Source organism: Pseudomonas anguilliseptica, from assembly GCF_021375795.1.
GTDB classification, from domain to species: domain Bacteria; phylum Pseudomonadota; class Gammaproteobacteria; order Pseudomonadales; family Pseudomonadaceae; genus Aquipseudomonas; species Aquipseudomonas anguilliseptica_A.
This window is the reverse complement of record NZ_JAEIOI010000006.1, coordinates 133,291-158,969: the sequence shown is the minus strand read 5'-3', so window position 1 is coordinate 158,969 and position 25,679 is coordinate 133,291. Positions and strand designations below refer to the sequence as shown.

The window sequence follows — 25,679 nt, the reverse complement described above, 5'->3', positions numbered from 1 at the left end:
TTTTGTACAACTACTGTATGGCTTTGTGTATGAGGGTGTTACGTCCAGCCCATGCGCCACTGCTCGGGGTTTTCCAGTGCGCGCCAGTCCAGGCGCTGGCAGCGTTGACTGAGCACGGCCTGCAGTTCGACCTGCAGTACCGTGCCTTCTTCATCGCAGAACAATTCGGTGACGAGAAAGTGCTTCTCGCGATTCTGCGGCTTTGTTGCCGTCCACTTTGACAGCAGCAGCTTGCGCGGATTAAGCCGATGCTTGCCTGGCGCTTTGTGCGCATGCACGCTCATTGCAGGTGTTCAAGCAGGCGGCGGGCGGCTTCCTGGCCGCTGAGCCAGGCACCTTCAACCCGGCCTGACAGGCACCAGTCGCCGCAGGCATAGATACCCAGGTCAGCATCGGCCAACACGCCCCACTGGTGCGCGCTGGCAGGCCGGGCGTAGAGCCAGCGGTGCGCCAGGCTGAAAGCCGGGGCCGGCACGGCGCAGCCGATCAACTCGGCGAAGGCACCGAGTAGATGCTCGATCACCGCTTCCTTGGGCAGATCCAGGTGTTGCTTGGTCCACTGGCTGCTGGCATGCAGCACCCAGGTGTCGAGTTGGGTGTCGCGTCCGGGTTTGCTGCGGTTACGCGCCAGCCAGTCGAGCGGGCTGTCCTGCACGAAGCAACCTTCGACACGGGTTTCCAGTGGGTTGTTGAAGGCCAGGGCGACGGCCCAGGTCGGGTCCATGGCCACGCTTGCAGCCGCGCCGGCCAGCTTGGGGGCGCTGGAGAGCAGTGCTGTGGCTTGCGGCGCCGGGGTGGCGACGATCACATGGCTGAACGGACCGTGGCTGTTGCCTTCGGCGTCCTGCAGGTGCCAGTGCTGCTCGCCGCGAAACACTTCGGTGATGCGGCAGGAGAAGGTAACCGGCAGTGCGCCGAGCATGGCGCGGGTGATCGCACTCATGCGCGGGCTGCCGACCCAGCGCACCTGTTCATCCGGCGAGGCACTGAGCTGGCCGTTATTGAAGTTGTAGAGGCTGGGGGTCCATTCGGCGACCCAGCCACGCGCTTGCCACTGCTGCACCACCTCGACAAAGCGGCGGTCGCGGGCGGTGAAGTACTGCGCACCAAGGTCCAGCGCACCGGCATCACTGCGTTTGCTGGCCATGCGGCCACCGCTGCCGCGGCTCTTGTCGAACAGCTGCACAGGGTGGCCGGCGGCATGCAGTGCCTGGGCGGCAGCCAGCCCGGCGATGCCGGTGCCGATGATGGCAATGGGGTGAAGAGTGGTCATGGTCTACCTCGTGTTTTCAAGCGTTAGGCTACGCTTTAGACAAAAGCTATACAATATTGTTTTTGTGTATAAGCTATGCCGGAGTCGATCCTGCCTTTCTATAGTTAAGACAACCTGCAGCCGGATTGAAGCCACACAGGCACAAATCAATGGGCGGCGATTTAACCAGGGCACATATGAGGACAGGCGCATGCACATTCTTCTGACCGGTGGAACGGGTTTGATCGGGCGCGCACTGTGTCGGCACTGGCTGCAGCAAGGCCATCAGCTGACAGTGTGGAGCCGTCGGCCTGAGCAGGTCGCGGCCCTCTGTGGCGAGGCGGTGCGCGGCATTGGCCGGCTCGATGATCTGGCTGAAGAGCCGCTGGATGCTGTGGTCAACCTGGCCGGCGCGCCAATTGCCGACCGCCCCTGGACGCGCAAACGCAAGGCGCTACTGTGGGCCAGCCGGATCGGTCTGACTGAACAATTGTTGGCCTGGCTGGAGCGCCGCGCGGATAAGCCGCAGGTGCTTTTGTCCGGCTCGGCGGTAGGCTGGTATGGCGACGGTGGCGAGCGCGAGTTGCATGAAGATTCGCCGCCGGTGAGTGAGGATTTCGCCGCGCAGCTGTGCGGCGCCTGGGAAGAAACCGCTCTGCGCGTCGAGGAGCTGGGCATCCGTGTGGTGCTGCTGCGTACCGGGCTGGTGCTGGCAAGTGACGGCGGGTTGCTCAAGCGTCTGCTGCTGCCGTTCAAGCTTGGCCTGGGCGGGCCGCTGGGCGATGGCCGTCAATGGATGCCATGGATTCATCTGGCTGACCAAATCGCCCTGATTGATTTTCTCCTGCAGCAGGACTCGGCGCGCGGTCCTTATAATGCCTGCGCGCCGACGCCTGAGCGTAACCGCGCCTTCAGCCAGGCTCTGGGCCGCGAGCTGCACCGTCCGGCCTTTATGCCGGCCCCGGCGTTTGCCCTGCGCGTGCTGCTGGGTGAGCTGTCGGTGCTGCTGCTTGGTGGCCAGCGGGCGATGCCGACGCGCTTGCAGGAGGCAGGCTTCAGTTTTCGTTTTACTCATTTGGATGTGGCCCTGGCAGACCTGCTGGGCCATCACTGATTAGGACTTTGCATGACCGATCACGCATTGCTGCTGGTTAACCTGGGTTCGCCAGCCTCTACTGAAGTCGCCGATGTGCGCCGTTATCTCAATCAGTTTCTGATGGACCCCTACGTCATCGACTTACCCTGGCCGCTGCGGCGTCTGCTGGTTTCGCTGATTCTGATCAAACGCCCGGCGGCGTCGGCGCATGCCTATGCCTCGATCTGGTGGGAAGACGGCTCGCCGCTGGTGGTATTGAGCAAGCGCCTGCACAAGGCGATGCAGGCGTCCTGGACCCACGGCCCGGTGGAACTGGCGATGCGCTATGGCGAGCCGTCACTGCAAACCGTACTGACCCGCCTGGCTGAACAGGGCATCAAGCAGGTCACGTTGGCGCCGCTGTATCCGCAGTTTGCCGACAGCACCACCACCACGGTGATTGAAGAGGCCAAGCGTGTGGTGCGTGAGCAACAGCTTCCCATACGTTTTTCCATCCTGCCGCCGTTCTACGATCAGCCGGAGTACCTGGATGCCTTGGTCGACAGCGCCAAGCCTTATCTGGAGCAGGAGTTCGACCACTTGCTGCTGAGTTTCCACGGCCTGCCGGAGCGTCACCTGCACAAGCTGGACGCCACTGGCCATTGCCTGAAAGGTGCGGATTGCTGCCGTACGGCCTCGCCCGAAGTGCTCGCCAGCTGTTACCGCGCTCAATGCCTGCGCAGCGCCGAGCTATTTGCCGAACGTATGGGGCTCAAGCCTGCGCAGTGGTCGGTGTCGTTCCAATCACGCCTGGGCCGCGCCAAGTGGATCGAGCCCTACACCGAAACGCGGCTGGATGAGCTGGCCAAGCAGGGCGTGAAGAAACTCCTGGTAATGTGCCCGGCCTTTGTCGCCGACTGCATCGAAACCCTGGAGGAAATCGGCGACCGTGGCCGCGAGCAGTTTGTCGAAGCCGGCGGCGAAAGCCTGCAGCTGGTGCCGTGTCTGAATGATCATCCCAGCTGGGTCGCGGCACTGAAAGTTCTCAGCGAACGTGCGCCGTTACAACTCTAGGGAAATATGCTGTGACGGTTATTCGCCCAAAAGGATGCCGCGCATTCGCCTGACTGATAACACCTACGGGCGATACTCAGCGCCCAGCAACTCGGCCTAAGCTGGCAGCTCTTTCAACCGTCGTGCACCGCACCAACGGTGCCGAGGAGACTGCCAGTGCTAAACAACAATAACGGCTATCCCTCTTCCACCCGTGCCTGGGTGACTGTCGCCATCCTGATGGTGGCGTACGTGCTGTCGTTTATCGACCGGCAGATTCTCAATCTGCTGGTTGGCCCAATCCGCCGTGACCTGATGATCAGCGACACGCAGATGAGCCTGCTGATGGGCCTGTCCTTTGCGTTGTTCTACACCGTGTGTGGGATTCCCCTGGGTCGTTTGGCCGATACCAAAAGCCGCCGTGGCCTGATCGCCTTTGGCGTACTGTTCTGGAGTGCCGCCACCGCCGCCTGCGGTATGGCCAAGCTGTACTGGCAATTTCTGCTCTGCCGCATTGGCGTGGGCGTCGGCGAGGCGGCGTTGTCGCCAGCGGCCTACTCGCTGATTGCCGACAGCTTTCCAGCCGAGCGCCGCGCTACCGCCATCAGCGTGTATTCCATGGGGGTTTACCTCGGTTCCGGGCTGGCCTTTCTGCTCGGTGGCCTGGTGATTCAGTTCGCCTCGGCCCAGGGCGATGTGGTCCTACCGGTATTCGGTGAAGTGCGCCCCTGGCAATTGATCTTTCTGATTCTTGGCGGCGCGGGGATTCTGTTCACCCTGCTCCTGCTGGCAGTCAAGGAGCCTGCACGTCGCGGCGTGGGGGCTGGTGTCGCGGTACCGCTGGCGGATGTCGGGCGATATATCCGCGCCAACCGGCGCACTGTGCTGTGCCATAACTTTGGCTTTGCCGGCCTGGCGTTTGCCGGTTATGGCAGCGCAGCCTGGATTCCGACCTTCTTTATCCGCACCTACGGCTGGGATGCCGGCCAGGTCGGTATTGTTTACGGCAGCATCGTGGCGGTGTTCGGCTGTTTGGGCATTGTCTTCGGTGGCCGTCTGGCCGACTGGATGGCCAAGCGCGGCAGCAGCGACGCCAATATGCTTGTCGGCCTGTATGCCGCTTTCGGCGCCGTGCCGTGCGTGCTGGCCTTTCCGTTGATGGATAGCGCGGTATGGGCCGCCGTGCTGATGGCACCGACGGTGTTCTTCCTGAGCATGCCGTTCGGTGTGGCGCCGGCGGCGATTCAGGAAATCATGCCCAACTCGATGCGTGGCCAGGCGTCGGCCATCTACCTGTTCGTGATCACCCTGATTGGCTTGGGCATCGGCCCGACGGCGGTGGCGCTGGTGACCGACTATGTGTTTGCTGATGACATGGCGCTGCGTTACTCGCTGCTGATCGTCACCAGCATCGCCGTGTTCAGCTCGATTGTGCTGCTGAGCATGAGCCTCAAACCCTATCGTGAGAGTGTGGTGCGGTTGCAGCAGTGGTCAGCCAATCCGGCCTGAAGCAACACAAGAATAAAAAAGCCCCGCAGATGCGGGGCTTTTTACTGGGCGCGATTTACAGGTCCGGCTCTTCCAGCACGGTCTTGCTGCGCCAGCCCTGGCCGCCGGGCAGCAGCAGATTGAGCGCCAGGGCGCTGATAGCGCACAGCGAGATGCCGGACAGGGCAAACTCGTTGCCACCGATGACCATGCCGCCGATGCCGAACACCAGGGTCACCGAAACGATGATCAGGTTACGCGCCTCGGACAGGTCGACTTGGTGGCGGATCAGGGTGTTCAGGCCGACTACCGCAATCGAACCGAACAGTAGACAGAGAATGCCGCCCATCACCGGCACCGGAATGCTTTGCAGCGCGGTGCCGAACTTACCGACAAAGGCCAGGACGATGGCGAAGCAGGCTGCCCAGGTCATGATTTTCGGGTTGTAGTTCTTGGTCAGCATCACCGCGCCGGTGACTTCTGCATAGGTGGTGTTGGGCGGGCCGCCGAACAGGCCGGCCGCCGAGGTGGCCAGGCCGTCGCCGAGCAGGGTGCGGTGCAGGCCAGGCTTCTTGATAAAGTTCTTGCCGGTCACGCTGCCGATCGCCACCACGCCGCCGATGTGCTCAATGGCTGGCGCCAAAGCGACCGGGACGATGTACAGGATCGCGCCCCAATGCAGCTCCGGCGCTACGAACGCCGGAATCGCCAGCCAAGGTGCGGCGGCGATATTGCTGGTGTCGATGACTCCACAGAACGCCGCGACGATGCAGCCGACGCTGATCCCTGCAAGGATCGGCACCAGGCGCAGCAAGCCACGGCCCATGGCCGCGACCAGCACGGTGGTGATCAGCGCTGACATGGAAATCAGCATGGCGGTTTCATACGGCACCAACTGCGCGCTGCCGTCACCGGCTTTGCCCATGGCCATGTTCACGGCTACTGGCGACAGCGCCAGGCCGATGGAAATGATCACCGGCGCGATGACTACCGGCGGCAACAGGCGGTCGATAAAGCCCGCGCCCTTAACCCGTACCACGGCGCTGAGCAGGATATACACCAGGCCCGAGGCGACGATGCCGCCGAGCACGGCCGGCAGGCCAAACTCGCCTTTGGCGGCGAGAATCGGTGCGATAAAGGCAAAGCTGGAGGCCAGAAAAACCGGCACCTGGCGTCCGGTCACCAGTTGGAACAGCAGGGTGCCGATACCGGCGGTGAACAGCGCGACGTTGGGATCCATACCGGTGATCAGCGGCATCAGCACCAGGGCTCCGAAGGCCACAAACAGCATCTGCGCGCCGGAAATGCCCTGGCGCCAGAGTGGATCGTTGTATTCGTTGGTCATGGATCAGGCATCCTTCTGTTTGGTGCCGAAAATTTTGTCGCCGGCATCGCCAAGGCCGGGAATGATGTAGCCGTGTTCGTTCAAGCGCTGGTCGATGGACGCGGTGTAAATGGTCACGTCCGGGTGTGCATCGTTGACCACCTTGATGCCTTCCGGCGCTGCCACCAGCACCATGGCGCGGATTTCCTTGCAGCCAGCTTTTTTCAACAGGTCGATGGTGGCGACCATCGAGCCACCGGTAGCCAGCATCGGGTCGATGATTATCGCCAGGCGCTCGTCGATTTCCGGTACCAGTTTTTCCAGGTAGGTGTGCGCCTCCAGCGTCTCCTCGTTGCGTGCTACGCCGACGGCGCTGACCTTGGCCCCCGGAATCAGACTGAGCACACCTTCGAGCATGCCGATGCCGGCACGCAGAATCGGTACCACGGTGATTTTTTTGCCGGAGATTTTTTCCACCTGCACGGTGCCGCACCAGCCCTCGATCTCATAGTTCTCCAGGGGCAGATCCTTGGTTGCCTCGTAAGTCAGCAGCGCGCCGACTTCCTGCGCCAGCTCGCGAAAGTTCTTCGTGCTGATATCGGCGCGGCGCATCAGGCCGAGTTTGTGGCGGATCAGCGGGTGGCGGATCTCGAGGATGGGCATGGGCAGGGATCTCCGGCAGGACGGGCGAAAAATTCGCGTTAGATTAAAGCATTGGCTATGCCAAGTGCTGGGCCTGGATGGTCTAAAGTCGCTAAAAAGCAGCTAACGTGTCGCTGCTTGCGGGCAATTGCCGCAGTTGGTCTGTCGGGGCTTGCTCTGTTGGGCGCAGATGCGTACCTTTGCCGGCTTTTATTTTGACGCTTCGATCAGCTTTTGGCTGCGCCTGCGTCCCGCTCCCAAGAGGAAACAGCATGTCCGTCGATCTCGCGCATATCCGCCAAGTCATGGCCGAAGCCGATTGCCTGCACAGCAATGCCGAGGTTGAGGTGGCCATCGACAGCATGGCGGCCGCCATCAACAGCGATATGGCCGACAGCAACCCTGTGGTGTTCTGTGTGATGAACGGTGGGCTGATCTTCTCCGGCAAGCTGCTGCCCAAGCTCAACTTCCCGCTGGAATTGTCCTATCTGCACGCCACCCGCTACCGTAATGAAACCAGTGGCGGCGAGCTGTTCTGGAAAGCCAAGCCGGAAATCTCCTTTATTGACCGCGACGTGCTGATCATCGACGACATCCTCGATGAAGGGCACACCCTCGGGGCAATCATCGACTTCTGCCGTCACGCCGGCGCCAAGAACGTGCGCATCGCCGTGCTGGTAGATAAAACCCACGACCGCAAGGCTCGCCCGGACCTCAAAGCCGATTACGTCGGCATGTCCTGTGTTGATCGCTATGTGTTTGGCTATGGCATGGATTACAAAGGCTACTGGCGCAATGCGCCGGGTATCTACGCAGTTAAAGGGTTGTAAGACGTATGACTGGGCCGCGCTTTCTTGATCAGACCCTGTTCGGTGCACTGGCCGAGCAAGCGGCGGCCAGCCCACGGCAACGCCAGCACCATAACTTTCACCAGATGGAAGAGCCCTGTCATCGTATGGCGGTGGGGCTGCAGCCGGACACCTATATCCCGCCGCATCGCCATCTTGCGGTGGACAAGGCCGAAGCGCTGCTGGTGCTCAAAGGCCGCCTGGGGCTGCTGATTTTCAATGACGCCGGTGAAGTGCTGGATAAGCGCGTACTGCAGGCCGCTGGCGAGTGTGTCGGCGTTGATCTGCCGCCTGGTGTATTTCACGCTCTGGTGGTGCTGGAAGCCGACAGCATTCTGTTTGAATGCAAAGCCGGGCCCTACAAACCTGTAGGAGAAGGCGAGCAAGCCAGTTGGGCACCGCGTGAGGGCGAGCCTGGTGTTGCCGAGTATCAGGCCTGGATGCGCGCACAATTCACTTAGTTCGTTTATTCCCCATCGTTCTTGGGCGCTAACAAGCGCAACGCTTTCTCTTTGGCTTGGGCCAGATCGCGTACATACGCCAGCTCACCCTCGACGCGCACGATGCCGGCATGGCGTAATTGCAGGCGCACCTGGGGCGTGGGCCCGCTGAGCACCAGAGCGACCTGCTGCTCGCGGTAGTCGCGCAGTACATTGTCCAGCGCGGCAATCGCGGTCATGTCCAGCAGCGGTACGGCGCTGATGTCGACGATCACCACCTTCACCCCTGGGGTAAAACGCCTGAGTACACTCAGGGCCTTTTCCGCTGCGCCGAAGAACAGTGGCCCGCGAATGGCGTAGGCCAGCACGTGTTCGGGCAGGTCATTAAGCGCCTGGTGAAAGTGTTTGGGCAGTGGCGCGGTATCGGTCAGGTCGCTCATGCGCTTGATAAACAGCCCAGCAGCCAGCAGCAGGCCAACGCCCACCGCCAGCACCATATCGAACAGCACGGTGAGGATCAGGCAGGTCAGCAACACCAGTACATCGCTGCGCGGGGCGATGCGCAGGGTGTGGCGCACGTGCCGCGGCTCGCTCATGTTCCACGCCACCACCAGCAGCAAAGCCGCCAGCGCGGCCATCGGCAGGTAGCTGAACAAGGGCGCAAGAAACAGGATGGCAATCAGCACCACCGCCGCGTGGGTAATCGCCGCCAGTGGCGAGTAGGCTCCGGCGCGTACGTTGGCTGCGCTGCGGGCAATCGCCGCAGTGGCGGTGATGCCGCCAAAGAAGGGCGCGACCAGATTGCCGATGCCCTGACCAATCAGCTCGCCATTGGGGTCGTGCTTGCTGCCGGTCATGCCATCGGCAACCACCGCGCAGAGCAGTGATTCGATGGCCCCGAGCATGGCGATGGCAAAGGCCGGTGCCAGCAACTGGCGCAGCAGCTCGAAACTCACCATCAGTGGTTGACCATCGGCACCGGGCAGCTGCCAGGGCCAAACCAGGCTCGGCAGAAACGGCGGAATACCCGGGTGTTCGAGTCCATTGAGGCTGTAACTGAAGCGCTCACCCAGAGTGGCCACCGGAATCTGCAGGTTTTCCAGCAGCAGCCCAAGCAGCGCACCGACCGTTAGCGCAACCAGATGGCCGGGGATCTTCGGCACCCAGCGTGGCCAGACCAGCAGCACCGCCAGGCACACCAGTGCCACCAGACTGTCGCCCAGTTGCAGGCTGGGCAGGGCGTGCAGCAGGCCGTTGAGCTGGTCCAGATAGTGATTGGGCTGGCTGCTCAGGTGCAGGCCAAGCAGGTCCTTGATCTGCAAGGTGGCGATTACGATGCCGATACCGGCGGTGAAACCCAGGGTGACCGGGTAGGGGATAAATTCGATCAGCCGGCCGGCGCGCATCAGGCCGAGCGCAATCAGAATCAGGCCGGCCAGGAGGGTGCACAGCAGCAGGCCACCGAGGCCGAATTGCTGCGTCACCGGCAGCAGAATCACCACAAAGGCGGCAGTCGGCCCGGAGACATTGAAACGCGAGCCGCCAAACAGAGCGATCAGCGTACCGGCCACCAGTACGGTATAGAGGCCGTGTTGCGGCGCCACACCCACGGCAATCGCCAGGGCCATGGCCAGCGGAATGGCGATAACGCCTACCGTTAACCCGGCGCTCAAGTCGCTGCGCAGGTTTTTCCAGCCGTAACCGGCGCGCAGGGTCTGGCGCCAGGCGGAGAACAGCGGCGGTAAGGGCAGCGACATAACGACTCCCAAGTGTCCATGCGCAGTATAGGGGCAAGGCATGCTGCGCTGTATTGACCTAAGTCGGCTGTGCAGCTGTTTCGCCGTATGCTAATTCGCGCAGCTGCCTGGCATCCGTTGAGCCATGGCCCGCGCCGGGGGTACACTGCCGGCCCCGTGTGGCTTGGTGAGCTGGAGTGAATGATGCGTAAAGACAAGAAACAGGTGATTGGCGAAGAGATTGGTGACGAGCCGATCAAGCTGTTCCTGACTGTGGAGCCGGCTGATGCCACACCGCCGTCGCTGCACAAACTGGTCAAGGCCTACCGCGGCCTGCGTATCGATGACTTCGAGCGCTTTGTTGGCTTCTTTGTCGCTGCCGGCTATGACCTGAACGCCAAGGATGCCCAGGGCAATGACTTTATCGCGCTGATCCAGGATCAACGCTTTGCCGAGCCTTATATCGAGGTGATCAAGGCTGCGCGCGGCTGACATCGAGTCAGCGCGAACAGCGCTGACCAAGGCTCATGCCTGACGACAAAGCCGCGACCTGTTCGCGGCTTTGTCGTTTCTAAAAACCGCTGTGCTTCTTGCTGATAATCACGCAAATCAATAGTGCTGGGCGAGGCGAGACGACCGGTCATATTCTTGCCGGCATGAACTCCAGCATCCGACTCGACAAGCGTGACCTGATCCTCGCCAAAGGTGCCGAGGTGATGACCCGTCGCGGTTATCACGGTGCCGGCGTGCAGGAAATCGTCCAGGCGGCGGGGGTGCCGAAAGGCTCCTTCTACCACTACTTCGCCAGCAAGGAAGACTTTGCCCTGCAGGCCTTGCAGCAGGTCTATCAGCCGCGTCTGGCGCGTTATGCCGAAGCCCTCAGCAACGCGGCGCTGAGCCCGCGTGAGCGCATCCTGGGTTATTACAGTGAGCTGGTGGAGCACTTTGCGCGCCAGGAACGTCTGGAATACCACTGCTTTATCGGCAGCCTGAGCTTCGAAATGGCCGAGCTGTCGCCGACGCTGGGTGCGCAGGTCGATGCGATTCTGCAAGCCTCGGCGGACATCCTGCAGGCCTGCCTGGAGCAGGCGCAAGCCGCGGGTGAACTCCCTGCTGACGAAGATTGCCGCAACCTGGCGAGCTTTATCGCCAATGCCTGGCAAGGTGCGCTGACCCGGCTCAAGGTGGCCAACAACACCCGCGCCCTGACTGACTTTATCCACCGTTTGCAGCTGTTGTTGCAGGCTTCCCCCGTTTAACCAGTTGCGCTGCTCCAAGCGCCCCGAGGAATGATGATGACCGATTCAGTTAAAGCGCTGTTCCAACCCTTCAGCCTGGGCAACCTGGCGCTGCCGACCCGTGTGGTCATGGCGCCGATGACCCGTTCCTTCTCTCCTGGTGGCGTGCCGAACAGCAAGGTTATCGAGTATTACCGCCGTCGCGCCGCTGCCGGTGTTGGCCTGATCGTCACCGAAGGCACCACCGTCGGTCACAAGGCCGCTAACGGTTACCCGAATGTGCCGCGTTTCTACGGCGAAGACGCCCTGGCCGGCTGGAAGAAAGTGGTCGAAGCGGTGCACGCCGAAGGCGGCAAGATCGTTCCGCAACTGTGGCACGTGGGCAACGTGCGCAAGCTGGGTACCGAGCCGGATGCCAGCGTTCCAGGCTACGGCCCGAGCGAAAAGATCAAAGAGGGCAATGTGGTTGTGCACGGCATGACCCAGGACGATATCAAGGACGTGATCGCCGCCTTCGCCCAAGCCGCCAAGGATGCTAAAGCCATTGGCATGGACGGCGTGGAAATCCACGGCGCCCACGGTTACCTGATCGACCAGTTCTTCTGGGCTGGCAGCAACCAGCGCACCGATGAATACGGCGGTGACCTGGCGCAGCGCTCGCGCTTTGCCATCGAGCTGATCCAGGCCGTGCGTGCTGCTGTAGGGCCGGATTTCCCGATCATCTTCCGCTTCTCGCAGTGGAAGCAGCAGGACTACACCGCACGTCTGGTGCAAACCCCGGAAGAGCTGGGAGCATTCCTCAAGCCGCTGAGCGACGCCGGCGTGGATATCTTCCATTGCTCGACCCGCCGCTTCTGGGAGCCAGAGTTCGAAGGCTCGGACCTCAACCTGGCCGGCTGGACCCGCCAGCTCACCGGCAAGCCGACCATCACCGTCGGCAGCGTCGGCCTGGACGGCGAGTTCCTGCAATTTATGGTCAACACCGACAAAGTGGCCCAGCCGGCTAGCCTGGAAAACCTGCTGGAGCGTCTGAACAAGCAGGAGTTCGATTTGGTTGCCGTAGGGCGCGCGCTGCTGGTCGATCCGGATTGGGCGGTAAAAGTACGCGATGGCCGCGAGCAGGACATTCTGCCGTTTAGCCGTGATGCGCTGACCAGCCTGGTCTAAGAACCTATCTCGAATCTGCTGCGCGTCGGCGATACGGCGTTAAAAACAGGCTCGCTCTAGCTCGCAAGATCCCAAACAGGTTCTAAATACCCGCTTTATCGTGTGCGCCGCAAAACGGCGCAACACTCCTCAAGCCCCGGCACATCGGGGCTTTTTTTCGTCTTTTAAATGAGCAACCTGTAGGAACGGGTCATGCCTGCGAAGTCCTTATCGCGGCCATGGACCGCTCCTACAAAAGGTTACTGCACGACGGTCACAGGCAAGCTGCGTCTCGTTGGCTAGTATTGCCAGTGCCCCGTCCTCAGGTGTCGACCATGAAACGTGCCGTACAGATCGCCGTATCCGTTGTGTTGCTGATACTTATCAGCCTAGCCGCTGCGGTCGCCTGGAACTGGGCACCGGATCGCCCCGTGGCGCAGCTCAAGCCGCGCTGGGCCTTGCCACCATCATCATTTCTGGCTATCGACGGTATGCTTGTACACCTGCGCGACCAGGGCCCGCGCGATGACCCCACGCCGATTGTGCTGCTGCATGGCACCTCGGCCAGCCTGCACACCTGGGAGGGCTGGGTGGCGGACTTGCAGAGTCAGAGGCGGGTGATCAGCCTCGATCTGCCGGGCTTCGGCCTGACCGGACCATTCCCCGATGGTGATTACCGCATGGCGCATTACAGCGCCTTCCTTGGCCATGTACTGGATCAGTTGCAGGTGTCACGCGTGGTACTGGCCGGCAACAGCTTTGGCGGGCAATTGGCCTGGCAGTTTGCTCTGGATCAGCCGCAGCGTGTCGAGCGGCTGGTGCTGGTGGATGCCGCCGGTTACCCGCGCAACGCCACCTCCATCCCCATCGGGTTTCGTCTGGCGCAGATTCCTGCACTGGCGCCGTTGATGGCTAACCTGCTGCCGCGCTCAATGATTGAGGCGAGCATCCGTAACGTCTATGGCGACCCGAGCAAGGTCAGTGATGAGCTGATCGATCGCTATTACGAACTGACCCTGCGCGCTGGCAACCGTGATGCCTTACGCCAGCGTTTTATCCAGGCCGAAGCGGGGCAGAGCTACACCCGTATCGCCGAACTCAAGGTGCCGACGCTGATTATCTGGGGTGGCCGTGATGAGTTGATTCCTCCGGTCAACGCCGAACGCTTCAAACGCGATATCAAAGGCAGCCGCCTGGTGCTGTTCGACGAGCTGGGACATGTGCCCCAAGAAGAGGATCCGCTGCGCACCGTGGCGGTGCTGAAGGCCTTTCTAGCGCCCTAGGACGCCTTTGCTGCGGCGTTCAGCTGAACACTAAGCTGCTGATATTTCGAGAGAGATTATCTGGGCCAGAGTGCTGGCGTGCTTTGTGCTAACGCTGTCTGCACGGGTTGGCTTTACGCCATCTTGGTCTAGGCTCTCGGAATAACAATTATTCGGCAGGTAGCGCTCATGCTCAGGGCCATCAGGTGGTTTGTGCACGCAGTGGAAGCGATGAACCGCGTTGTAGGGCGCTTCGCCATGTACCTGATTTTCGCCATCCTCGGGGTGTTGCTCTACTCCTCGATCGGCAAGACCTTCTTTACCCCGGCCGCCTGGACGTTGGAGTCGGCGCAGTTTCTGATGGTTGCTTACTTCCTGCTCGGCGGCGCCTATTCCATGCAACTGGATGCCCATGTGCGCATGGACCTGTTCTACAGCAACTGGTCGCCGCGCACCCGCGCAATCATGGATCTGCTGACAGTGGGCTTTCTGCTCTTCTACCTGGTGCTGCTGCTTTACGGCGGTATCTCCTCGACCCAGTACGCCCTTGAGTACAACGAAACCAGCTACTCGGCCTGGTCGCCGCCTATGGCGCCAATCAAGATCATCATGTGCATCGGCATTGCCCTGATGTTGCTGCAGGCCGTTGCCACACTGTGCAAGGACATTGCCGCTGCCCTGGGGGAAACCCTGTAATGGATTACCAGCTGATTGCCCTGCTGATGTTCTCCTCGATGATGTTGTTGCTGCTCACCGGTAAGCGGGTGTTCGGCGCCATCGGTTTTGTGGCCGCCGCCGCTGCCCTGTTGCTGTGGGGCGATGGCGGGTCGGAAATGGCCTTCAGTGCGGCCATGAAACTGATGAAGTGGTACCCGCTGCTGACTCTGCCGTTGTTCGTCTTTATGGGCTATATGCTCTCCGAGTCGGGGCTGGCCGAAGACCTCTACAAGATGTTCCACGTCTGGATGGGACCGCTCAACGGCGGCTTGGCCATCGGCACTATCGGCTTGATGGTGGCAATCTCGGCGATGAACGGGCTGAGCGTCGCCGGCATGGCGATTGGCGCGAGCATCGCCCTGCCGGAGCTGTTACGTCGTGGTTACGACAAGATCATGGTCACCGGGGTGATTCAGGCCGGCAGTTCCCTCGGTATTCTGATTCCGCCAAGCGTGGTGCTGGTGCTGTACGGCATGATCGCCCGCCAGCCCGTCGGCCAGCTGTGGTTGGCCGGGGTGTTTCCCGGTTTGCTGATGGCCGGGCTGTTTATCCTCTACATTGCCATTCGCTGCCGCCTGCAACCCGAGCTGGGGCCGGCCTTGTCCGAGGAGGAGCGCGGGCAGATCAGCCGCCGCGAGAAACTCTTGCTGCTCAAGGCCGGGATCGCGCCACTGTTTATCTTTTTTTGCATGACCGGGCTGTTTCTCATGGGCATTACCAGCCTGGTGGAAAGTTCGGCTGTTGGTGCCGCGGCCGCGACCCTGACGGCCTGGGTCAAAGGCCGTCTGACCCGCAGCGTGATGGAAGAAACCCTGCGCAAGACGCTGGCAATCAGCTGCATGTTTATGTGGATCATTCTCGCCGCACTGTGCTTCGGCGCGGTGTTCGACGGCCTGGGCGCGGTCAAGGCGATCGAGGCGTTCTTCCTCGAAAGCCTGGGCCTGGGACCCTGGGAAGTGCTGATTCTGATGCAAGTGTCGTTCATCCTGATGGGCATGTTTCTGGATGACACGGCCATGCTGGTGATAGTTGCACCGCTCTATATTCCCCTGGTCGGTGCGCTGGGCTTCGACCTGGTGTGGTACGGCGTGCTCTACACCATCACCTGCCAAATCGCTTATATGACGCCGCCCTTCGGCTACAACCTGTTCCTGATGCGCGCCATGGCTCCGCCGGAAGTCTCGCTGCGCGATATCTACGTTTCGGTCACCCCATTCGTACTGATCATGATTCTGGCCCTGACGCTGGTCATGATTTTCCCGCAGATCGCCCTGTGGCTACCGCAGTGGCACTACGGCAGTTGAAAAACCCATTCAGCAGTAGGTAAGCGCAGTTGTGCCGGTTGTAGCCGCCGATTAACCAGGGGCTCAGGTAATACCAGGTACAGGTTGCCGGTCTGAAAACCCTGCGAACCCTCCCGGGCCACGCAGAGCGGTTGTATGCCATCTGAATCGACACGTCTGGAGATAACAGCATGAGTACGAGACGCAGTTTTCTGAAAACCGCCGCAGTGGCCACCGGGGCCGTCGGGGCAACGGCGCTTGGCTCGGCGCATATCTACGCGGCCGAACCAAAGAAAATTACCTGGCGCCTGCAAACCTATGCCGGCCCGGCGTTGGGCGAGCATGTGATCAAACCGTCCATTGACGCCTTCAACAAGGCAGCCAACGGCGAGATGGAAATCCAGCTGTATTACGCCGACCAGCTGGTGCCCACCGGCGAGCTGTTCCGCGCCATGCAGAAGGGCACCATCGATGCGGTGCAGAGTGACGACGACTCCATTGCCGCGCCGGTGGATATCTCGGTGTTCGGTGGCTACTTCCCGTTTGCCACGCGCTACAGCCTGGATGTCCCCGTGCTGTTCAACCAGTACGGGCTCAATGAAATCTGGGCCGAAGCCTATGGTGAGGTCAAAGGCGTGACCTGGCTCGGTGCGGGAGCCTGGGACCCTTGCCATTTTGCCACGGTGGAGCCAATCACCAAGCTGGCTGACCTCAAGGGTAAGCGCATTTTTACCTTCCCCACGGCGGGTAAGTTCCTCACCCGCTTTGGCGTGATTCCGGTGACCCTGCCCTGGGAGGACGTCGAAGTGGCGATCCAGACTGGCGAGCTGGACGGTATCGCCTGGTCCGGCATCACCGAGGATTACACCGTCGGTTGGGCCAACGTGACCAAGTACTTCCTCACCAACAACATCTCCGGCGCCTGGTGCGGTTCCTACTTTGCCAACTCGGATAAATGGGCCGAAGTGCCGGAACATCTGAAAACCCTATTCAAGCTGTGCATGGACAGCTCCAACTACTACCGCCAGCACTGGTACTGGGGCGGGGAGGCGCAACTGCGGGTTGAGGGCGGCAAGCTACAGTTGACCTCGATTCCGGCCGAGGAGTGGGCCACCGTTGAGGCCGAAGCCCAGGTGTTCTGGGATGAGATCGCCAAGACCAGCCCACGCTGTGCTCGTGTGGTGGAAATATTCAAGAAGTACAACGCCCTGATGGCCAAGGCCGGCGCGCCCTATCGCGGCTAGCTGCCTGGGTTCGCTACACCTCACGCTCGCATTGCAAAATGCGGGCGTATTTTTTTGCGCGGCAGGCAGGTGGCTCAGTCAGTGCGCGTAGCGATTGCGCAAGGCCTGGAAGCGACCATCCTGCTGCACGCGCAGCAAGGCAGCGCGCCAGCGCGCGATGTCCTGCTCCGGCATGCTGCGTGACAGGGCGATATAGCCTTCGTCGCGGCCCAGTTGCACGGCGCTTGGGCGTACCTTATCGGCCACGACGCCAGCCTCGCGAAGCCTCTGGGCGAGCCCGGAGTCGGCCGAGGCAACCAGCGCAACCCGGCCGGCTGCGAGCATGCTGAAACAGGTGCTGTAGGCGTTGTTGCGCTTTAGCTGGGTGAACGCCATGGTCGTCAGGCGTTCGTCATGGGAGCTGCCGTTGAGCACGCACACCGGCAGGTTTTTGGCATCCTCCAGGCTGTGGATACCGGTGGGCCGTTGGCTGTTCTCGTAGAGCCAGTCGGTCTCTTCCCAGATGGGCCCGACCCAGTGCGCCAGTGGCAAGCGCTCCGGAGTTTTGCCAAGGTTGAAGAGCACCACATCGTCACGTTGTTGCAGTTGCGCCAGCCCTCGCGCCAAGGGCACTTCCTGGATTGCCAGCGGCTTTGCCATATCAGTCAGCAGCTCGCGCACCAGCTCCAGAAAGAACGCCCGCTTGCCGGCATGTTCGCGGCCGCGTAACTGGCCGTCGATCAGCTCGGCCTGGCTATCCAGGCTGTGGGTGTAGATCAGCCAGTCACGTGCCAAACAGGCTGTAGGCGCAAGCCAGGTAGCGAGAGTCAGTACCAGTGCGGCGGCAACTGTTGTGCGACGCCGAGTCTGGCAGGACGCTGGCAGGGTGCGGGGCATCGGCTTCAAACAATCTCCGGTATGGCTTCTGGCGGCCACTTGGCACATGCAGCCAGGTGTTCGGCGGGCGGTGATCTGTGCTTTTACAGCAGAGCAGTGTCTGCCGTCACCTGTGCTGCAACGCTTGCCAGTTGTTTTACCTAATTGCCCAGCCAACTTGGCAAACCTGTACCACACTGATGGAGCTTTTTGCCGGGTGTTCTAACAGGTGTTGGTTAGTAGTCAGAGCGCGTTGTGTGGTGGTTGTGGGGATGCGCTTGAGACGCTGTTGTTGCCTGCAGGACTGACACCGGATGTCGGCCATAACAACAATAGACAGGTGCATTTATGCTCAATCCGCGAGACGTGAAAACCGTTCAGGATGCCAAGCGTATTGTCGAAGAGCGCGGCCTTAGCCACATCAAGGTCGGGGTGTTCGATAACGATGGCGTGATGCGTGGCAAATACCTCAGCCGCAGCAAATTCTTCTCCGCCCTCGACAGCGGCTTTGCCTTCTGCGATGTGGTGCTTGGCTGGGACGTGAAGGACCAGCTCTACGACAACGCCCAATACACCGGTTGGCACACCGGTTACCCCGATGCTCCGGTGCGCGTGCTGCCGCATACCTGCCGTGAGTTGCCCTTCGAGAACGGCATGCTGCTGTTTATCTGCGAGTTTGCCGAGGCGGCGGAAAAAGTCTGCCCACGCGGAACCTTGCGGCGGGTGGTCGAGCGCAGCAAGGCCATGGGTTTTGATGCCTTCGCGGCGCTGGAATATGAGTTCTTCATGTTCGATGAAACCCCAGAGTCGGCCCGCGAGAAGGGCTTTCGCAACCTCAAGCCGTTTACCCCGGACTGGTTCGGCTACTCGATGATTCGCAACTCGGTGCACGCCGAGCTGTACCACGAGATTCTGGAAATGGCCGAGCGCATGGACTTCCCCATCGAAGGCCTGCACACCGAAACCGGCCCCGGCGTACTGGAAGCAGCCATCGCCTATGACCGCGCCGAAGCCGCAGCCGACAAGGGCGCGCTGTTCAAGACCTTTATGAAGGTGTTGGCCCAGCGTAACGGCCTGATGGCCACCTTTATGGCCAAGTGGTCGGGCAAATACCCGGGGCAGAGCGGGCATATCCATGTGTCGTTGCGTGATCTGGCCAGCGGCAAGTCGGCGTTCTATGACCCGAGCCAGGCGCACAACATGAGCAAGATTCAGCGCCACTTCCTTGCTGGCCAGCAGCGCCTGATGCCGGAGTTCCTCTGCATGGTGGCGCCCACGTTGAACAGCTATCGTCGGCTGATTCCCGGCTTCTGGGCACCCACCGATGCCACCTGGGGTGTGGAGAACCGCACCGCTGCGCTGCGCGTCATTCCCGGCAGCGACAAATCCCAGCGTCAGGAATATCGCCTCGGTGCGGCCGACGGCAATCCGTTTCTGGCCCTGTCGGTGGCGCTTGGCTCCGGTCTGTATGGCGTGATGCAGCAGTGGGAACCGACCGAGCCGGTGGTGGGTAACGCCTACGCCATGAAGCACCCGGAAGAGCTGGCCCTGCCGCGCACCCTGTGGGATGCGGCGCAACGGCTGAAGGGGTCGACAGCGGCGCGGGAGCTGTTTGGCGATGAGTTTGTTGAGCATTTCGCCGCCAGCCGCGAATGGGAAGAGCGCGAATACCGCCGGCATGTCAGCGACTGGGAACTGGATCGCTACTTCGAAATTATCTGATCGCTCCCCTCTACCGCTTGCGGGCGAGGGGGCCAAATGTATGCGTCCAGTTATGGAGCCTGTTATGAGCAAACTGCAATGCATTTCTCCCATCGACGGCTCGGTGTATGTCGAGCGCCATCTGGCTTCTAACCCTGAAATTCAGGCGGCTCTGGCCAAGGCTGAGTTGGCGCAGCAGGTCTGGAAGACCACCCCGCTGGCTGAGCGTATCGCCATCGGCCGTAAGGCGATTGCTGCGTTCGCCGCCAAGGAAACCCAGCTGGCTGAAGAGCTGTGCTGGATGATGGGCCGGCCGATCCGCTATGCCGCAGGCGAGGTGCGCGGCTTTGTCGAACGTGCCAGCTATATGGCGGATATCGCCGAGCAGGCCCTGGCGGATATTCAAGTGCCGGAGAAGCCCGGGTTTATCCGCTTTATCCGCCGTGAACCGCTGGGCGTGGCGCTGGTGATCGCACCCTGGAACTACCCCTACCTGACGGCGGTAAACGCGGTGATGCCGGCGCTGCTGGCCGGCAATGCGGTGCTACTCAAGCACTCCGCGCAAACCCCTCTGTGCGCCGAGCGCATGGTCGAAGCCTTCAGCGAGGCCGGCTTGCCCGACGGAGTATTCCAGTACCTGCACCTGAGCCACGGTGAAACCGAGGCGCTGATCCAGGCGCCGACCATTGCCCATGTGGCCTTCACCGGTTCGGTACCCGGCGGCACCATGGTCGAACGGGTGGCGGTGGGGCGCTTTCTCAGCATCGGCCTGGAGTTGGGCGGCAAGGACCCGGCCTATGTGCGCGCCGACGCTCACCTGGCCCATGCGGTGGAAACCACGATTGATGGGGCGTTCTTCAACTCCGGGCAATCCTGCTGCGGCATCGAGCGCATCTATGTGCACGAATCGCTGTATGACGCCTTCGTCGAACAGGCGGTGGCGCTGGTCAAGCAGTACAAACTCGGCCGCTCTGATGACCCCGATACCACCCTCGGCCCGTTGGTACGCGCCGAGGCGGCGGATTTCGTCCGAGGGCAGATTCACGATGCCATCGCACAGGGCGCCACCGCCCATCTGGTGCCGGCCGACTTTGCCCTGGACCACCCCGGCTCGCAGTACCTCGCGCCGCAGGTGCTGACCAATGTGCACCACGGTATGCGGGTGATGACCGAGGAATCCTTTGGCCCAGTGGTGGGCATCCAGAAGGTCAAGGATGACGAGGAGGCCCTGGCGCTGATGAACGACAGCGAGTTTGGCCTTACCGCCGCGATCTTCAGCCGTGACGTGGATGCCGCCATGGCCCTGGCCGAACGGGTAGAGGCGGGCACGGTTTTTCTCAATCGCTGTGACTACCTCGACCCGGCACTGGCCTGGACCGGGGTGAAGAACTCCGGGCGCGGCTGCACCCTGTCCAGCGTCGGCTTCGAGCACGTCACACGGCCGAAATCCTTCCATTTCAAGACCCAGCTGTGAGGCGAGCCATGGACCTGAATCATTACCGCATGAACTGGAATTACCCGACCTCGGTGCGTGTCGGCGTGGGTCGCATCAACGAGCTGGCGGCGGCCTGCCGGCAACTGGGCATGAGCGCGCCGCTGCTGGTCACCGACCCTGGCCTGGCCGCCTTGCCGATGATCGACCGCGCGCTGTTGCACTGCCGCGATGATGGCCTCAAGGCCGGGTTGTTCCATGGCATCAAGGGCAACCCCACCGGGCAGAACGTGATGGACGGGGTGGCCGCATTCAAGGCCGGCAAGCATGACGGGGTGATCGCCTTTGGCGGCGGCTCGGCGCTGGATGCCGGCAAGGCCATCGCCCTGATGGTCGGCCAGGATCGGCCGTTGTGGGATTTCGAAGACATCGGCGACAACTGCAATCGCGTCAATGTTGCCGGCATGGCCCCGGTGGTGGCGGTGCCGACTACTGCCGGTACCGGCTCGGAAGTCGGCCGTGCCTCGGTGATCACCGATGATGATGCGCATATCAAACGCATCATCTTCCACGCGCGCATGTTGCCGGCGCTGGTGATCCTCGATCCGGAACTGACCCTCGGCCTGCCGGCCAAGATCACTGCCGCCACTGGTATGGATGCGCTGTCACATAACCTGGAGGCCTTCTGCTCGCCGCTGTTTCACCCCATGGCCGAAGGCATTGCCCTGGAAGGCATGCGCCTGGTGCAGGAGTATCTGCCGCGCGCAGTGGCGCAGGGCAGCGATGTGGAAGCGCGCTTGCAGATGCTGGTGGCGTCGAGCATGGGCGCCACCGCTTTCCAGCGCGGCCTGGGTGCCATGCACGCTCTGGCCCATCCGCTGGGCGCGCTGTACGACGCCCACCACGGCCTGCTCAACGCGGTGCTGATGCCCTATGTGCTGGTGGCCAACCGTGAGCGCATCGAGCCGCAGATGGAGAAAATGGCGCGCTACCTGAACCTGGCCAAGCCCGGTTTTACGGGCGTACTTGAGTGGGTGATGGCGCTGCGTGAGCAGGTCGGCATCCCGCATAGTCTGGGCGAGATCGGCATTGATGACACGCGCATCGAGCAGGTTGGGCAGATGGCCGAGGTTGACCCGTCCGCTGGCACCAACCCGATTGCCTTTACCGCGCAGCAATACAGCCAGCTGTTCGAGAAAGCCCTGCGCGGCACCCTCTAATCTCTAGCTCTTCCAGCGCTGCTCGCGTGGGCGAGCAGCGCTGTAGCGAACAGATACATGACCCGCCGGTTCTTCGCTTGCGCTGCCTGCGCGTGACTCCTTATATTCCCCCGGCATTTAAGCGCGCCCGGCTTGCGCCTGCCCGGCTGTAAGCAGGGCCTGTTACCGCAACGGTGAGAGGCCATGATCGAAATAAAAAACCTAACCAAGCGTTTTGCGCAGCACACCGCGGTGGACAACCTGTCCTTCAGCGTTCAGCCCGGTGAAGTGCTGGGCTTTCTCGGCCCCAACGGCGCCGGCAAATCCACCACCATGAAGATGCTCACCGGCTTTCTTGCGCCGACCTCAGGCAGTGCCAGCATCCTCGGTTTCGATATCCAGAAAGACACTCTCAAGGCTCAGCAGCAGATCGGTTATCTGCCTGAAGGTGCGCCGTGCTACGGCGATATGACGGTGCGCAGCTTCCTCGAATTTATCGCCGAGGTGCGCGGTTTCAAGGGTGCCGAGAAACGTGAGCGGGTGGCCAAAGCGGTGGCTCAGGTCGAGTTGGACGCCGTGCTGGAACAGTCGATCGAAACCCTGTCGAAAGGCTTCAAGCGCCGCGTCGGTCTGGCCCAGGCGATTCTGCATGACCCCAAGGTGCTGATCCTCGATGAGCCCACCGATGGCCTCGACCCGAATCAGAAGCATCAGGTACGCAAGCTTATCCAGAGCCTGGCCCACGACAAGATCGTGATCATCTCTACCCATATCCTTGAAGAAGTCTCCGCTGTCTGCACCCGCGCGGTGGTGATCGCCCACGGCAAGCTACTAGCCGATGGCACGCCGCTGGAGCTGGAAAGCCGCTCGCGCTATCACCAGGCCGTCACCCTGGTGGCTGCCGAGCCGCTGGACCAGGCCGCACTGGCTGCGTTGCCGGGCGTGGCCGGGGTGGAAGAAAATGCCCTGGAGCACAGCCTGAGTATCCTGGCCAAACCGGGTGAAGTGATCTTCCCGCAGGTCAACGCGCTGATCGCCGAGCGCGGTTGGCAGGTCAAGGAATTGAATGTTGAACGCGGGCGGCTGGACGAAGTGTTCCGCAGCCTGACCCGTGGGGAGGTGGTATGAGTCAGCTGTCGGTGGTCTTCAAGCGCGAGCTGGCGAGCTACTTCGCCACGCCGCTGGCCTATGTATTTATCCTGATCTTCCTGGTGCTGTCCGGGGTGTTCACCTTCTACCTGGGTGGTTTCTTCGAGAGCGGCCAGGCCAACCTGGCGCCGTTCTTCAACTTCCACCCCTGGCTGTATCTCTTTCTGGTGCCGGCGATTGCCATGCGCCTGTGGGCCGAAGAGCGTAAGAGCGGCACCATCGAGCTGCTGATGACCCTGCCGATCACCCGTTTCGATGCGGTAACCGGCAAGTTCCTCGCCGCCTGGGCCTTTGCCGGTCTGGCGCTGCTGCTGACCTTCCCGATGGTGATCACCGTCAATTACCTCGGTGAACCGGATAATGGCGCGATCATCACCGGTTACATCGGCAGCTGGCTGCTGGCCGGCGCCTACCTGGCGATTGGCTCGTGCATGTCGGCACTGGCGAAGAACCAGGTGATCGCCTTTATCCTGGCCGTCAGCGTGTGCTTCCTGTTTATCGTCAGTGGCTTCCCCATGGTGCTCGACGGTTTCAGTGGCTGGGCGCCGCAATGGCTGGTGGATGCCGTGGCTTCGCTGAGCTTCCTGACCCGTTTCGATGCGATCAGCAAGGGCGTGATCGACCTGCGCGACCTGCTGTATTTCCTCACCCTGATTGCCGCCTGGTTGGCAGCGACGGCGGTGGTAATCGACCTGAAGAAAGCTGACTGAGGCCGCCCATGAAAAAGCTGATGGTTTCCAGCGCCGGGCTTGCACTCATTGCCCTGGCGTTTCTCGCCTTCAACCTGTTCTCCAGCATCAGCCTTAGCGGCGTGCGCTTGGATCTGACCGAGCAGAAGCTCTACACCCTCTCCAGCGGCACCGAGCAGATTCTTGCCGAGCTGGATGAACCGGTGGAGCTGAACTTCTTCTACTCCGACACCGCCACCAAGGACCTGCCTGCGCTGCGTACTTACGCCAAGCGTGTTGAGGAAATGCTCAAGGCCTACCAGCGTGAGGCGGATGGCAAACTCAAGCTGACGATCATCGACCCCGCACCGTTCTCCGAGGACGAAGACAAAGCCGCCGAGTTCGGCCTGCAAGGCATTCCGCTGCAGCAGGGCGGCGACTCGATCTACTTCGGCCTGGCCGGCAAAAATGCCGAAGGCCAGACCCAGGTGATCCCGTTCTTTGCCCTGGATCAGGAAGAGTTCCTTGAATACGAACTCAGCCGTCTGGTGCAAAGCCTGGCCAAGCCCGAGCGGCCGGTGGTCGGCGTGCTGTCTGGCTTGCAGGTCAACGGCGGTTTCGACATGGCCGCACGCCAGCCGACACCGGCCTGGATGCTGATCGAGGAAATCCGTCAGCTGTTCCAGATCGAAAGCCTCAAGCGCGATATCGACCTGATCCCGGAAAAGGTTTCGGTGCTGCTGCTGATTCACCCCAAGCAGCTGCCTGAGCAGACCTTGTATGCGATTGACCAGTTTGTCCTGCGCGGCGGCAAGCTGCTGACCTTCGTCGACCCGTTCAGTGAGGCCGATACCCAGGCCGAAATGCCTGGCGAGATGGTTATCGACAAAGCCTCCGACCTGCCCGCACTGTTCAAGGCCTGGGGCCTGCGCATGGTGCCGGATCAGGTGCTGGGCGACGGCTCCTACGCCATGTCGGTGAGCATGGGGCAGGGCCAGCGCCCTGTGCGTCACGCCGCCTGGCTGAGCCTGCCGAAGAACGCCCTGGACAAGGACGACATCAGCACCGCCTCGCTGGAAACCATCACGGTGGCCACCGCCGGCATGCTGGAGCCGCTGGACGGTGCAAAAACCCAGTTCATCCCGCTGATTCGCAGCTCGCAGTACGCCATGCCGTTTGATGTCAAACGCTTCGGCATGCTGGCCAACCCGGAAGAGCTGATCCGCGAACTCAAGCCCACCGGTGAGCGTTACACCTTGGCCGCGCGTATCAGCGGCCCGGCGCAAACGGCTTTCCCGGAAGGGATCGAAGGGCAGAAGGATGGCCTCAAGCAGGCCGACAACATCAACGTGATCGTTGTCGCCGACACCGACATGCTCACTGACCGCATGTGGGTGCAGGTGCAGGACTTCTTCGGCCAGCGCATCCCGCAGCCGTGGGCGGATAACGCCGGTTTCGCGATCAACGCCCTGGACAACCTGGCTGGCTCCGAAGCGCTGATCAGCGTACGTTCGCGCGGTCGCTTCACCCGGCCGTTCGAGGTGGTGGACGCGATTCAGCGTGAGGCTGAGGTCAAGTTCCGTGAGAAGGAGCAGGCCCTGCAAAATCAACTGGCCGATACCGAGCAGAAGCTCGCCGCGCTGCAGCAGAGCGATGACCCCAGCAAAGCCCTGGAGCTGACGCCCGAGCAGCAAGCCGCGGTGCAGCAGTTTGTGCAGCAGAAGCTGGCGATCCGCAAGGAGCTGCGCGACGTGCGTTACCAGCTGAATGCCGATATCGAGGCCCTGGGCAGCACGCTCAAGTTCCTCAATATCGCTCTGGTGCCGCTGCTGCTGACCCTCGGCGTGCTGGCGCTGTGGTTGTGGCGTCGGCGCCGTCACGGCTGATCCCGCCTGTACCTACAAAGGGCCGCTTGACGCGGCCCTTT

At 61.7% G+C, this 25,679-nt stretch carries 24 protein-coding genes; 18 read left to right on the top strand and 6 right to left on the bottom strand.

Annotated features, from left to right (window positions below):
- Nucleotides 1-38: 38 nt before the first annotated feature.
- On the bottom strand, nt 39-284 hold the full coding sequence (locus tag IOD17_RS17890) for a TIGR02450 family Trp-rich protein (RefSeq protein WP_233686381.1): 246 nt from the start codon (nt 282-284) through the stop codon (nt 39-41).
- A complete protein-coding gene (locus tag IOD17_RS17885; RefSeq protein WP_233686380.1) occupies nt 281-1,273 on the bottom strand; it encodes an NAD(P)/FAD-dependent oxidoreductase in 993 nt (330 codons plus the stop codon). Before IOD17_RS17885 ends, IOD17_RS17890 begins: the two co-directional genes overlap by 4 nt.
- A 190-nt stretch (nt 1,274-1,463) precedes the next feature.
- Between IOD17_RS17885 and IOD17_RS17880 the strand changes: the two genes are divergently transcribed.
- From IOD17_RS17880 to IOD17_RS17870, 3 genes are all read left to right on the top strand, one after another.
- A complete protein-coding gene (locus tag IOD17_RS17880) occupies nt 1,464-2,366 on the top strand; it encodes a TIGR01777 family oxidoreductase (RefSeq protein ID WP_233686379.1) in 903 nt (300 codons plus the stop codon).
- Between the two features lie 12 nt (nt 2,367-2,378).
- Nucleotides 2,379-3,401 (top strand): ferrochelatase, encoded by a 1,023-nt coding sequence (gene hemH, locus IOD17_RS17875; RefSeq protein WP_233686378.1) that lies wholly within the window; start codon nt 2,379-2,381, stop codon nt 3,399-3,401.
- A gap of 156 nt (nt 3,402-3,557) precedes the next feature.
- Nucleotides 3,558-4,889: a spinster family MFS transporter gene (locus IOD17_RS17870; RefSeq protein WP_233686377.1), complete on the top strand. Its 1,332-nt coding sequence runs from the start codon at nt 3,558-3,560 to the stop codon at nt 4,887-4,889.
- Nucleotides 4,890-4,944: 55 nt separating this feature from the next.
- Here the strand turns inward: IOD17_RS17870 and IOD17_RS17865 are convergent, their stop codons facing one another.
- Both IOD17_RS17865 and upp read right to left on the bottom strand, forming a co-directional pair.
- Nucleotides 4,945-6,213 carry a uracil-xanthine permease family protein gene (locus IOD17_RS17865; protein ID WP_233686376.1) on the bottom strand — a complete coding sequence of 423 codons (1,269 nt, stop codon included), beginning with the start codon at nt 6,211-6,213 and terminating at the stop codon, nt 4,945-4,947.
- Between the two features lie 3 nt (nt 6,214-6,216).
- On the bottom strand, nt 6,217-6,855 hold the full coding sequence (gene upp / locus IOD17_RS17860) for a uracil phosphoribosyltransferase (protein ID WP_233686375.1): 639 nt from the start codon (nt 6,853-6,855) through the stop codon (nt 6,217-6,219).
- A gap of 251 nt (nt 6,856-7,106) precedes the next feature.
- Between upp and IOD17_RS17855 the strand changes: the two genes are divergently transcribed.
- Together IOD17_RS17855 and IOD17_RS17850 are read left to right on the top strand one after the other, a co-directional pair.
- On the top strand, nt 7,107-7,664 hold the full coding sequence (locus IOD17_RS17855; RefSeq protein ID WP_233686374.1) for a hypoxanthine-guanine phosphoribosyltransferase: 558 nt from the start codon (nt 7,107-7,109) through the stop codon (nt 7,662-7,664).
- Between the two features lie 5 nt (nt 7,665-7,669).
- The gene (locus IOD17_RS17850; protein WP_233686373.1) at nt 7,670-8,143 is read left to right on the top strand and encodes a WbuC family cupin fold metalloprotein; all 474 of its coding nucleotides are present in this window, start codon (nt 7,670-7,672) and stop codon (nt 8,141-8,143) included.
- Nucleotides 8,144-8,148: 5 nt separating this feature from the next.
- On the opposite strand, the gene dauA is transcribed toward IOD17_RS17850, so the two are convergent.
- Nucleotides 8,149-9,879, bottom strand: coding sequence for a C4-dicarboxylic acid transporter DauA (gene dauA / locus IOD17_RS17845; protein WP_233686372.1), 1,731 nt, complete (start codon nt 9,877-9,879; stop codon nt 8,149-8,151).
- A 183-nt stretch (nt 9,880-10,062) separates the two neighbouring features.
- Between dauA and IOD17_RS17840 the strand changes: the two genes are divergently transcribed.
- From IOD17_RS17840 to IOD17_RS17810, 7 genes are all read left to right on the top strand, one after another.
- Nucleotides 10,063-10,350 (top strand): PA4642 family protein, encoded by a 288-nt coding sequence (locus tag IOD17_RS17840; RefSeq protein ID WP_233686371.1) that lies wholly within the window; start codon nt 10,063-10,065, stop codon nt 10,348-10,350.
- A gap of 164 nt (nt 10,351-10,514) precedes the next feature.
- Nucleotides 10,515-11,117: a TetR/AcrR family transcriptional regulator gene (locus IOD17_RS17835; protein WP_233686370.1), complete on the top strand. Its 603-nt coding sequence runs from the start codon at nt 10,515-10,517 to the stop codon at nt 11,115-11,117.
- Between the two features lie 36 nt (nt 11,118-11,153).
- A complete protein-coding gene (locus tag IOD17_RS17830; RefSeq protein ID WP_233686369.1) occupies nt 11,154-12,263 on the top strand; it encodes an NADH:flavin oxidoreductase in 1,110 nt (369 codons plus the stop codon).
- A gap of 314 nt (nt 12,264-12,577) precedes the next feature.
- Nucleotides 12,578-13,525 (top strand): alpha/beta fold hydrolase, encoded by a 948-nt coding sequence (locus IOD17_RS17825; protein ID WP_233686368.1) that lies wholly within the window; start codon nt 12,578-12,580, stop codon nt 13,523-13,525.
- A 168-nt stretch (nt 13,526-13,693) separates the two neighbouring features.
- Entirely contained in the window at nt 13,694-14,200 is a 507-nt protein-coding gene (locus tag IOD17_RS17820) for a TRAP transporter small permease subunit (protein WP_233686367.1), read from the top strand.
- Nucleotides 14,200-15,525: a TRAP transporter large permease gene (locus IOD17_RS17815; protein ID WP_233686366.1), complete on the top strand. Its 1,326-nt coding sequence runs from the start codon at nt 14,200-14,202 to the stop codon at nt 15,523-15,525. The genes IOD17_RS17820 and IOD17_RS17815 overlap by 1 nt, the downstream gene beginning before the upstream one ends.
- 170 nt (nt 15,526-15,695) lie before the next feature.
- The gene (locus tag IOD17_RS17810) at nt 15,696-16,748 is read left to right on the top strand and encodes a TRAP transporter substrate-binding protein (RefSeq protein WP_233686365.1); all 1,053 of its coding nucleotides are present in this window, start codon (nt 15,696-15,698) and stop codon (nt 16,746-16,748) included.
- A gap of 78 nt (nt 16,749-16,826) precedes the next feature.
- Here IOD17_RS17810 and IOD17_RS17805 read toward each other — a convergent pair whose 3' ends face one another.
- Entirely contained in the window at nt 16,827-17,633 is an 807-nt protein-coding gene (locus tag IOD17_RS17805) for a substrate-binding periplasmic protein (RefSeq protein ID WP_418904290.1), read from the bottom strand.
- Nucleotides 17,634-17,951: 318 nt separating this feature from the next.
- Here IOD17_RS17805 and IOD17_RS17800 point away from each other — a divergent pair, with 318 nt between their 5' ends.
- From IOD17_RS17800 to IOD17_RS17775, 6 genes are all read left to right on the top strand, one after another.
- Nucleotides 17,952-19,325, top strand: a complete 1,374-nt coding sequence (locus IOD17_RS17800; RefSeq protein WP_233686364.1) for a glutamine synthetase family protein — start codon at nt 17,952-17,954, stop codon at nt 19,323-19,325.
- A gap of 64 nt (nt 19,326-19,389) precedes the next feature.
- Nucleotides 19,390-20,778 (top strand): aldehyde dehydrogenase family protein, encoded by a 1,389-nt coding sequence (locus IOD17_RS17795; RefSeq protein ID WP_233686363.1) that lies wholly within the window; start codon nt 19,390-19,392, stop codon nt 20,776-20,778.
- Between the two features lie 8 nt (nt 20,779-20,786).
- Nucleotides 20,787-21,956, top strand: a complete 1,170-nt coding sequence (locus IOD17_RS17790; RefSeq protein ID WP_233686362.1) for an iron-containing alcohol dehydrogenase — start codon at nt 20,787-20,789, stop codon at nt 21,954-21,956.
- A 183-nt stretch (nt 21,957-22,139) separates the two neighbouring features.
- The gene (locus IOD17_RS17785) at nt 22,140-23,063 is read left to right on the top strand and encodes an ABC transporter ATP-binding protein (protein ID WP_233686361.1); all 924 of its coding nucleotides are present in this window, start codon (nt 22,140-22,142) and stop codon (nt 23,061-23,063) included.
- A complete protein-coding gene (locus IOD17_RS17780) occupies nt 23,060-23,794 on the top strand; it encodes an ABC transporter permease subunit (RefSeq protein ID WP_233686360.1) in 735 nt (244 codons plus the stop codon). Before IOD17_RS17785 ends, IOD17_RS17780 begins: the two co-directional genes overlap by 4 nt.
- 8 nt (nt 23,795-23,802) lie before the next feature.
- Nucleotides 23,803-25,638, top strand: coding sequence for a GldG family protein (locus IOD17_RS17775; protein WP_233686359.1), 1,836 nt, complete (start codon nt 23,803-23,805; stop codon nt 25,636-25,638).
- Nucleotides 25,639-25,679 lie beyond the last annotated feature (41 nt).